Annotated in this window: 7 protein-coding genes and 3 pseudogenes; 3 read left to right on the top strand and 7 right to left on the bottom strand. The window is 58.2% G+C overall.

All coding sequences use genetic code 11. The annotated features are described in order from the left end of the window. Positions 1–71: 71 nt before the first annotated feature. Both OS035_RS32940 and istB read left to right on the top strand, forming a co-directional pair. Positions 72–398: pseudogene (locus OS035_RS32940) on the top strand (IS21 family transposase); the annotation flags it as partial. Next, complete coding sequence (istB, locus tag OS035_RS32935; protein ID WP_331815511.1) at positions 395–1,153, top strand: IS21-like element helper ATPase IstB; 759 nt, start codon at positions 395–397, stop codon at positions 1,151–1,153. The pseudogene OS035_RS32940 and the gene istB, both read left to right, overlap by 4 nt. A gap of 204 nt (positions 1,154–1,357) precedes the next feature. Here istB and OS035_RS32930 read toward each other — a convergent pair whose 3' ends face one another. The 7 genes and pseudogenes from OS035_RS32930 to OS035_RS33690 all read right to left on the bottom strand — a co-directional run. Next, on the bottom strand, positions 1,358–2,404 hold the full coding sequence (locus OS035_RS32930; RefSeq protein ID WP_128409217.1) for an LLM class flavin-dependent oxidoreductase: 1,047 nt from the start codon (positions 2,402–2,404) through the stop codon (positions 1,358–1,360). A 211-nt stretch (positions 2,405–2,615) separates the two neighbouring features. After that, a complete protein-coding gene (locus tag OS035_RS32925; RefSeq protein ID WP_331815508.1) occupies positions 2,616–4,241 on the bottom strand; it encodes an SDR family oxidoreductase in 1,626 nt (541 codons plus the stop codon). A gap of 315 nt (positions 4,242–4,556) precedes the next feature. Beyond that, positions 4,557–5,123, bottom strand: a complete 567-nt coding sequence (locus OS035_RS32920) for a nuclear transport factor 2 family protein (RefSeq protein ID WP_128409219.1) — start codon at positions 5,121–5,123, stop codon at positions 4,557–4,559. A gap of 78 nt (positions 5,124–5,201) precedes the next feature. After that, positions 5,202–5,978: a cytochrome P450 gene (locus OS035_RS32915; protein WP_442967731.1), complete on the bottom strand. Its 777-nt coding sequence runs from the start codon at positions 5,976–5,978 to the stop codon at positions 5,202–5,204. 92 nt (positions 5,979–6,070) lie between these two features. Next, positions 6,071–7,273: a cytochrome P450 gene (locus OS035_RS32910; RefSeq protein WP_331815505.1), complete on the bottom strand. Its 1,203-nt coding sequence runs from the start codon at positions 7,271–7,273 to the stop codon at positions 6,071–6,073. Positions 7,274–7,451: 178 nt separating this feature from the next. Continuing rightward, positions 7,452–8,819 (bottom strand): AAA family ATPase, encoded by a 1,368-nt coding sequence (locus OS035_RS32905; RefSeq protein WP_331815502.1) that lies wholly within the window; start codon positions 8,817–8,819, stop codon positions 7,452–7,454. 486 nt (positions 8,820–9,305) lie between these two features. After that, positions 9,306–9,554, bottom strand: a pseudogene (locus OS035_RS33690) (plasmid partitioning protein RepA); the annotation flags it as partial. A gap of 257 nt (positions 9,555–9,811) precedes the next feature. Here OS035_RS33690 and OS035_RS32895 point away from each other — a divergent pair. Beyond that, positions 9,812–10,054 (top strand): annotated as a pseudogene (locus tag OS035_RS32895) (transposase); the annotation flags it as partial. Between the last annotated feature and the right edge of the window lie 68 nt (positions 10,055–10,122).

The raw sequence follows: 10,122 nt of genomic DNA, 5'->3' as shown, positions 1-10,122 counted from the left end.
CCTTTGTAGCAAAAGCAGTTTCTCAGATTCGCAGCCCCGATGTACCCCTTACTTTGAGAGATTCGGGCTAGGGCTGGGATTTGCCAGAGGAATTCGCCAAGCTGCGCCGCCTGATGGAAGGGCCCATGGCAAAGCATGGCCGGCGTGAGTATGTGCAAGTTCTGCGCTTGCTGGAAAGCTTCCAGCTTGCAGACCTGCATGCGGCTGTGAAGCAAGCTCTGCATCTCGGCGCGATCGGCTTCGACGCCGTCAAGCGTCTGACCCTGTGCCGGGTGGAGCGCCGACCACCGAGACTGGACCTGTCTATTTATCCCTACCTGCCGAGGGCGACGGTCGAGACGACTTCGACGAAAGCGTACATGCGCCTCTTGTCGTCGGATGCGGGAGAAGCGGCATGAGAACCGAAGTCCCGGAGATCCTGCTGTCCCATTATCTCAAAATCCTCAAACTTTCGACCTTCCAGCGCGAGTATCAAAAGCTAGCACAGCTATGTGCCACCGAGGGCGTCGATCATGTCGGATACCTCACCCGGCTTTCCGAACGGGAGATGATCGAACGGGATCGCCGCAAGGTCGAGCGCCGCATCAAGGCGGCCAGGTTCCCTGTCGTCAAGAGACTCGACAGCTTCGACTTCGCCGCCATCCCCAAGCTCAACAAGATGCAGGTGCTGGAACTGGCGCGATGCGAATGGATCGAGCGTCGCGAGAATGTCATTGCGCTCGGTCCAAGCGGTACAGGCAAGACCCATGTTGCACTCGGCCTCGGCCTGGCCGCATGCCAGAAGGGCCTCTCGGTAGGGTTCACGACCGCCGCCGCGCTGGTCAGCGAGATGATGGAGGCGCGCGACGAAAGGCGTCTGCTCCGTTTCCAGAAGCAGATGGCCGCCTACCAGCTCTTCATCATCGATGAACTGGGCTTCGTGCCGCTCTCCAAAACCGGCGCGGAGTTACTGTTCGAGCTGATCTCGCAACGCTACGAACGCGGTGCCACCCTGATCACCAGCAATCTTCCGTTTGACGAATGGACGGAGACCTTGGGATCCGAGCGTCTCACTGGCGCTCTTCTCGATCGCATCACCCACCACGTCAACATCCTCGAGATGAACGGCGACAGCTATCGTCTCGCTCAAAGTCGAGCCCGCAAGCCCGGCTGAGACCCTCTCAAAAAATCGCCGCGCGCATGAGACCCCCGCTCGGGCTACGCCCTCCCGGAGGTCTCATGCGCGCCCCACCACTGGCCTGGTTTTGCTCCGCCCCCTGGCCGGTTTTTACTCCGCCGTTGACACAGCCGATACCGTTGCCAGCCAGCCAGCCAGCCAGCCGGTCGACGACGGTGCCCGACGCAAGTTAAGGCGACGCTACCGACTGAGGGACTTATTGACTGCTGGAATGATCTTATCTCCCCAGAGCTCTATCTGGCGCAGCATCGTAGTCTGGTCGAGGTCTCCCAGTTGGGTCTGAATTGCAATCTGGTCGGGCTTCAGAATTTCGATTTCCTGCAGGAGGCGGTCAATGACTTGATTTATGCTACCGATCGGCAGGTTCTCCCGCATAGTCTCGAGAGACATATCCTGCTGCGTCGGCGTTGCCTGCAGCATATAGCCATCGTGGCTCTGCTGACGACGCTGATGAAGCGCTTCGGATAGCTGGCGCTGGAAACGTGCGTTGTCGAGATAGCGGTTGATCTCCGCTCCGTCAGCGCTCGCGTAACAGCAGCGCAGCAATGATATCTTCGCGTCGCCAGGGCTCCTGAACTCGGCAGCTGCTGCCTCCTGGATCATTCCTCGCAAAGCACCCAAAGTCTCCAATCCGTTGTGTAGCGCGGTTACGAGGAGATTATGTCTCTCACGATAAGCCCGCCGCATACTGCTCGGAGACCCGGTTGCGATCCAGATCGGCGGCGAGGGCTTTTGAATAGTTCGGACCGAGATCGCAGTTGGAGGGATCTGCATAAAGTGGCCGCTGTGCGAGAAGATATTCTGACGGAGACCTTTGAGCACAATATCAAGGTATTCCGAAAACACGGCTGGCGCGTTATCAATGTTGACGCCGAAGCGCTCGAATTCGAACTGCTGATACCCTGAGCCAACACCGAGCTCGAGGCGGCCGTTCGAAACTACATCGGCAAAACCGATTTCGGCGAGCAAGCGCTGCGGCTGATAAAGCGGCAGGACGCAGACAGCGGTTCCAAGACGAATTCTTTTTGTAACGCCGGCGCAATGAGCGACCATCATCAGCGGCGACGGGACCAGGCTGTAGTTGTTAAAGTGATGTTCGGCGAACCAAACGGTATCGAAGCCTGCCTGCTCAGAAAGGACGGTTTGTTCAATGGCGTCGTGAATGACGCTGTCCGACGTTTGGTGATAGCCGCGCTGGGTGGCCAGAATGAATGTCGCGAACTCCATGCAGTCTCCTTGTTCGCTATCGGACAGACCCGACGTGGGACGCAGGTTGTAAAGCCTTAACCAATCCAGCTTTCGATGATCGGGTAAGCGGCCATCTCGCGAGAAGCTGCCTCTACCATTCGCCTTGAACCGCAGAACGTGTCTGCGCATTCAGGGAAACGTTCCACCGAAAAATGCCGCAGCATGCACTTTGCGCCCGAGTGTGCCGGACTTAAGTCCCTGGAATCCTCAGCTTCGTGCGATCGTCATCACATAGGCGATTGCCAGTCAGATTAGATTTTCTGACGCACCTCGGCCCGAAGTTTGAAGTCAACCCGCCATCCACATTGAGGATCGAGCCGGTGATGTAGGAAGCGTCAGCCGAAGCCAGGAAGCAGGCAGCGTCGGCCACTTCTTCCGGTTCTCCAAGCCTGCCCATCGGGATCTGCCGCGCGACCCACCTCGACATGAATTTCGACCAGTGGGTGACGCCAAGTGTGCGGATATGGCCTGGAACGATTGTGGCTGTCCTTACGCCAAATGGTCCTAGTTCTGCCGCCATGCACCTCGTGAGCATTTCTATTGCCGCGTTGTATGCGTCGGCGGTATGGCGAGAAGCGGGGCGTAGAAGATCCGCGCAGGCTCCGAGGTTGAGGATCACGCTACCAGGTCGCATCACCTTGATGGCCTCGCGGGCGCAGGTGAAGGCGCCGGTGAGATTGACACTCAGCCCCTGTTCAAAAACTTGCGAAACGTCTTCTACGGACAGGACAAACGCGACCTTTGGTGCAGTGCAGTTGACGAGAATGTCAATATGGCCGTAGCACTGCCGCAGTTCGTCAAACAGTGCGACGACCTCGCTCTCTCGGGTGGCGTCTGCCGATATTGCCAGATGCTTGTCACCAAGCGAACTCGCCAAATCTGCCGCTGCCTCGCCGTTTTTGTCGGCGATCACGACAGTGTCGCCTCGTTCGGCAAACCGGCGAACTACAGCAGCGCCTATCCCTTTCGCACCACCCAAGACGACCGCGATTCGCGCATGGGTGCCTTCAACGCGTCTTGGGGGCTCTGCATCGCGTGAGTTGTCCACCGTTGGATGCGCTTCGCCGGGCTGGTTGAATGACATCAAACCGCCATCCACGACCAGCGTTGATCCGGTAATGTACGCTGCCTGCACACTGACCATAAAACGAACTGCCCGAGCGACCTCGTCAGGCCGAGCCATGCGCCCCATTGGTATGCGGCTCCTGACTTGAGCAGAACGGATTTTGCCTGCGCGTTCTAACTCCGCAATCATCGGCGTGCGCACGTAGCCGGGCGCTACGGCGCACACGCGGATGCCGCGTGGAGCCCATTCGCATGCCAACACTTTTGTGATCGCGATCAAGCCCGCTTTTGATGCGGCATATGCGTTGCGATGAGGGTTGGCTAGTAATCCAGCGACCGAGGCGACGTTTGCGATCACGCCGCCAGGCTTCATTCGTCGCGCTGTCTCGCGCGCCATGATATTAGGTCCAACGAGGTTTACCCGAAGGGCGAGTTGAAAATCTTCGACATGGGTGTTCGATGTCGCCACCAGGTCAGGCCCCACCGCCGCATTGTTGACAAGCACATCAATATGCAAAAACCGTTCTTCGATACGACTGTATAGCGACAGGATGTCTTCCTCGCGCGAGACGTCGCACTCGAGACAGAGATGCGGATACCCGAGATGGCGTGCCATCTCGAGCACGCCACTGTCAGGGAGATCTACGGCGACGATAGTGTCCCCGCCTGTGGCAAAAAGATCGACCAACGCGCGGCCAATCCCGCCTGCAGCACCCGTGATCACGACGACGCGCCCTTGCTGCTGTTTCATGAGATCTCCTCCGCACGCTGAGTGTCGGGCCTCGCTGCAGGAGCCCGGGAATGCAACGTCGGCTTTTTCTTGAGGCATAGCCGCATTCCGACCCTTTCTTTAGGAACGCGTCTGCACAAGTGAAGCAACGCTGGGGCCGTTCTCTCAGGAAAACGTTGACACGAGATCTCTTTGTACTCTCGTAATCGCTCCGCCAATACCGGGCCCTTGCTGGATGAGCACGTCGGCGGCGCAGATATGAAGATCAAGAGACAAACATTTATGCGCATCGTCACCAAGCAGACTCCAGGGGGAGGAAATGGTGGATGTTGCAGATCAATCATGGTCTTTCGCCTCCGATGTTGGTCCACATCTCGGGCTGGTGGCTTTGAGAAGCGCATAAATCGGATCATTCGGATGCGGCGCTCCAATTGGCCGCCGTGATGCGAACCTTTCGCTTTCAGGCAGTTCGGGTGGGATCTGCTGCTCAATCCAATCGTAAATCACTGTTCGGGCTATGATGCGCCACTCCCCTTCCCGCTTGTGGAACAGATCGCCGTAGCGGCCGCACAGGAGCACCTGCCGTATCTCACCGCCTGGGTCCGGTCCACGTTGAAGCGCCGTGAAATAGCTCTCGACCGTGGCCTCTGACGGGCTGGAGAATTCAATCAGTATATTCGCTATCTGATGAACATTACGCGGCTCGGTCTTGAAGATGCCAAGCGCAAGTCGGATAAAGCCCTCGGATGGTCCAGAATAGCCCCCATGGTTGTCATGCGCATCCGGCCAGTACGCGCTGCGCAGCGCCGCCTCATCGCCCCGGTCAATCCCGCGGCAATACCGGTAGAGGCAGTCTCTGATTGCCTCGCGGTCGAATAGCTCACTGATTTTGGCTTCGTCCATTGTTTTTCCCACGATCGCTGAGTTTGTTAGGACCAGTGAAAATTAAATTTTTGAGCCCGAGTACATGACCCCCATGGATCATCGGCGACATACCTCTTTGATTCCAAAGGTGGGGATCCGAGTCAGCCATTCGTGGATGCCTACGGCAATCTCACGCCGGGCAAGATTTGCCCCGAGGCAAAGATGAGGACCATAGCCAAACGCTATGTAGCGGTGGTCCTGTCGCGCCAAGTCGATTGTGTCGGGGCACATGAATTCTGCGGGGTCGCGGTTAGCAATCATCGTTGCGCAGGAAACGAAGTCTCCCTTACGCATGGACACTCCTTCAAAGTCCACATCTTTGGTAGCCACGCGGATAATCTGAACGGTTGAAGAGGCGCGCAACAATTCTTCAACTGCGGTTGCGATCCGGGTCGGCTCTCTCCGCAGCGATTCCTGGGCCTCCGAATTGCGTGCGAGATAGGCTAGGTCAAAGCCTAACGCGGCAGCGACCGTGTCGAGTCCGGCAATCAAGAAGAGTACGTCGATGCCCCGGACTTCCTCATCTGTCAGGGAACGACCCTGGACCTGCGCCTGCACGATGTATGTCGTGAAATCGCCAGCCGATTGCTTCCGACGGCTCGCTGCAAGTTCGTCGATGAAACTTACGATTGATTGGGCCGCTTCGGTACGTTTAACATCATTGCCGTGGAGCACGTCGCTCGCCCAACCAATGAGCTGGTCGGATCCGCTGTTTGAGAGCCCCATAGAGCCCAGGTAGACTTTGACTGTGAAAGGAAGGGCGAAATCTTTCATGGCGTCACATCTGGTGCTCCGAGCGATCAGATCGCTTGCCTTGGTTTCTTGCACGTCCATCTGGGTTACCTCTTGGCTGGCTGATCTGACTGGCGCCGCCGGGTGCGCCGGCAAATTTCGGAAAGATCGCGATTCCCGGTGGTGTCCGCGCATCACCAGAGCACCGGCAACTCATTAAACCCGCCAGTGACGATTTCCTTGCGCAACTTCAGTTCTTCGGGTGCCACGGCTAGGCGCAGCGTGGGGAAGCGCTGGAAGATCGAACCGAAGACCACCTTGAGTTCCAGCCTGGCCAGCGCCTCGCCGATGCAGTAGTGCGGCCCGTAGGAGAACGCCAGGTGTGGTTTTTCGGCGCGTCCGATGTCGAAGATTTCCGGGTCGTCGAAATGGCGTGGATCGAACGACGTCGCCGGCAGGCCGACCAGCACCTTGCTCTCCGCGGGAATATGCACGCCCGCGATGGTCACGTCGGTCCTCGGATAGCGCATGATGCCGTCCCAGCCCGCGCCCGGCGGGTACATCCGCTGGATTTCCTCCACTGCCTTGTCCACGAGGGATGGATCGCCGACCAGGCGTTCGCGCTGTTGCGGATGGCGGAACATGGCCAGCAGGCCGAATTCGATCTGTGCGACGGTGCTCTCGTGCCCCGCCACTAGTATGCCCGCGGCCAGGCCGATCGCCTCTTCCTCGGTCGCCTTGCCCTGGTCGACCGCCGCGAGCAGATCCGTCAGCAGGTTGTCGCCCGGATCCTGGCGCTTGCCTCGCATCTTGCCGCGAATGTAGCTGCGCAATTCTTCCCAGGCCAGGAGCGCCGCGCTACGCGGGCCACTTTCATGCTGGTGCGTCATCACTTCGTCGGACAGCTCGGCGAAAGAGGCGTGATCCTCGTAGGGCACGCCCATCAGCGCGCTGATGACCATGGCCGGAAGCGGAAAGGAGAGGTAGTGTCGCAAGTCGGCGGGCTGGGGCTGGGCCGCCAGCGTCTCGAACAACTGCGCGGCGATCGCCTCGATCTGCTGCGCGAGCAGCTTCACCCTGCTTTTGCTGAAGGCCGGCGCCACGATTGTGCGTAACCGGGCATGCTCGCTGCCCTCGTGCGAGCCCAGCCACCCCGGCGAACCGAGAATCACCGTAGCCGGGGTGAATGCCGCCGGCGGCATTCCCGAGGGCCGGAACGCCGCGTCGGACAGTACCGCCTTAGCCTCGTCGTAGCCTGTCACCCACCAGCCTTCGTGCCCCGACGGGAGGCGCACGCGGTGGATCGGACCGCTAGCGCATAGCGCCAACATCTCGGGCGAGGGCTCAATGTGATCGACGCGCCACATCGGCAGCGTCGGCAAGGATTGTCTGGACATGATGGCACTTCACTCTCTATGCGATGAAAGGGCGGAAGGTGACCGGCAAGCGTTGCCGGCAGCCAATGACTTAAGGCGGCATTTAGAAGACGTCCTACGCGGCGATTGTCGGCGCCAGATACTCCACCGCACGAACAGCGGGGAAGTACGGCATGACGCGCTGGACGTCTTGCAAGCGTCAGCAGGAACCGCAGTCGTCTTCATCGCCTTGCTCTACGATGTGTCTTCTTACGGTTTCCTCATTCCTCTTGAGGGAGCTGGCCTCTGCTTCAGCGTCGGCGAAGACCGCCTCAACATCCTCGCGTGAGACGAGTGGGGCGACACCTCTCATAATGCTCCGTTGGGCGAGACGGCGCACAATTTCCTTGACATATGCGGCGCTGGCACCCTTTGAACGGCGGACGGCTTCGGCCAAAGCGCCGTCCTGGACGTTCAGCGCTTGACCGTATTGCTTGAACAACCGCTCGCGGCAATCGTCATCGGGGAGAGGAATCTCAATCGCCGCATCTACACGGCCCGATCGGGTGGCGAGTGCCTCCTCGAGCGATCTCGGCCGATTCGAGGTCAGGAGGGTGACGATGTTGGAATCTTCGCCATGACCATCCAACTCGTTCAACAGACGGTTCAGGCGGGTTTCTGCCTTTTGGCCCGAAATATCTTCGCGTGAACGGGCAACCAGATCCACATCCTCAAACACCATGATGCATGGCTGCAGGACACGAGCCAGCGCAAAGTGTTCCTCCATATCCAGCATCTGCTCAGCCGTGACCAGAACTACACTGTGCCCGGGCAGGTTGGCAGCGATATAGTGGACGACATGGGTCTTGCCGGTGCCAGGCTCTCCGTGGAGCAGGATCCCTTTCTGTCCTGACTGGCCAAGGCGCTTCAACTCCTCCCGGCATTTAACAAAATCGAAGATGTGCGTATCGAGCTGGGCCATAGTCGCCTTTGAAAGCACTACGTCTTCACGGCTTACAGCAGGGAGCTTATGCACGCGCATTGTTTCATTCGTGCCTTCGAAGTCAGTTGACTCGAAAGAGACGGCCTTGTTGCGATAATATCGGGAGCTCTTGCCCTGCGACTGGATTGTGCGCAGAAAGCCGTCGGCGAAGTCATGACCCACGTCATTGGGCAGGTGAGCTATTTCGACCTGGACCTTTGGACCACCCCGGGCAAGGAACTTCGACAACATGACTGCTGCAGGCACGTCGCCGTCGATCATGATCAGCCAGAGCCCGTTGTTTATCGAAGCATAGGGCTCATCTTCGCCAATGTCGATGTCCTGATGCTGCACGGGCGTCAGCTGCACGGCGCGTTTTCCCTCGGAAATGGTCAGGTCTGACAGCTTCATCGGGAAAAATTCGATCTCTTGATGGAAGCCCAAGAGCTCAGGGGACCAATGTGCGACTTGGTCCTCGATAATGGTTTGAAGATCTGGCAGAAGATGTGCGGTAAACTGTCGTCGTGAGCTCACGAGAACTGCCAATTCATCGGTCTTGAAATGGCGACGAAGTCTTTGCCACACAAAGCGATCGGATTCAGTCAAGACGATGTTCCTTTGAAAGTGGAGTTGAGTGGAAGGCCTGGGTCTCTAAAAGCAGCATTCGCATCAGGTTTCTCTCCAAACGTTATTCTGCAGATGTCGGTCTTCGCGGCCGCGAGCTCGCCATAGCGCGGCAGCCCCAGAGTGCGAGCTTATAAATGTCTGCTTCTAGCCGCCGCCTCCGCCATGGCGTTGGGCCGCCTTCAAGAGCTCGGCAGAGCTCGGCCGGTCCGTACAACATGAAGCGTATGCGCTGCGTGCGTGGGCTCATCTGCTAAGTCCCCTGGATTGGGAGTTCGCCTTACCTGCAGTCCTGGAGCACGAAGCCTGTGACATATAGATCGGGGGACGGCCCCAAACCTTGGATAGGATGTCCATTACCTCCGCATTGGTGGAAGTCAGCGATTCGATCGCTTGCTCGTACGCCGATCGGCCTACCGCTACCCCTGACAGCTCATACAACGATCGGTTTTTGAGCCCCGCTTCCCGTATCGGGCTCGATTCACCCTCGAGCCTCTGCGGGCAAAACTTCAAAGCCTCTTTCGGACGGGCCGACGCGAGATGAGCACGGAGTTCGTTGATTTGTCGAAGCGTATAGGAGCGTCTTCCTGCGGTCCCTGGCTCCGGTGTTGGCCCCAGTCCATCAACGGACGACTGGCGCAGATAACTGCCCGACACGCCGAGAATCTCCGCAACCTCGCCCAACGAGAACGGGTGCGAGATCATGTCGTCCGGAAATTGACCATTGGATATATGCAGCATAAAGAGCCCCGTGACGGTTTAGTACATTCATGACGCATAATTTCTGTCTCCATTTACAACAGTTACCTGAGCTAGTCAACACTCAGCAGCCAACAAGCACTTTGCCGCGCCAACAAACATACCGGCTCCATCGGAGCAGCCCGTTCGTCAGCTGACCTGAACCCTTCAAACTGGACCGTTTTTGGTTAGAGTTTTCCGGTGCATTTTCCTGGCTGGGAAAGGAACCGAAGACGATGAAGGCATCGCAATTTTCGGACGCGCAGAAGGCGTTCATTCTGAAGCAAGGTGATGAAGGTATCTCGGTTGCCGAGATCTGCCGCAAGGCGGGCGTCAGCCATGCGACCTACTTCAATTGGAAGCAGAAGTATGCCGGCATGTTGCCGCCGGAGATGAAGAAGCTGAAGCAGCTCGAAGACGAGAACGCCCGGTTGAAACGGATCGTCGTCGATCTGACGCTGAACCGCGAGATGTTGCAGGGGCACTGTAAACTTAACGCCGTGGAAACTGGAACTGGGAGTGAGGCCCCGTTTCACGCGGCTTGAAG

The organism is Rhizobium sp. 268, assembly GCF_036571585.1.
GTDB lineage: Bacteria > Pseudomonadota > Alphaproteobacteria > Rhizobiales > Rhizobiaceae > Rhizobium > Rhizobium redzepovicii.
Note: the sequence above shows the minus strand (reverse complement) of the source record. Positions and strands in the feature narration are given on the sequence as shown.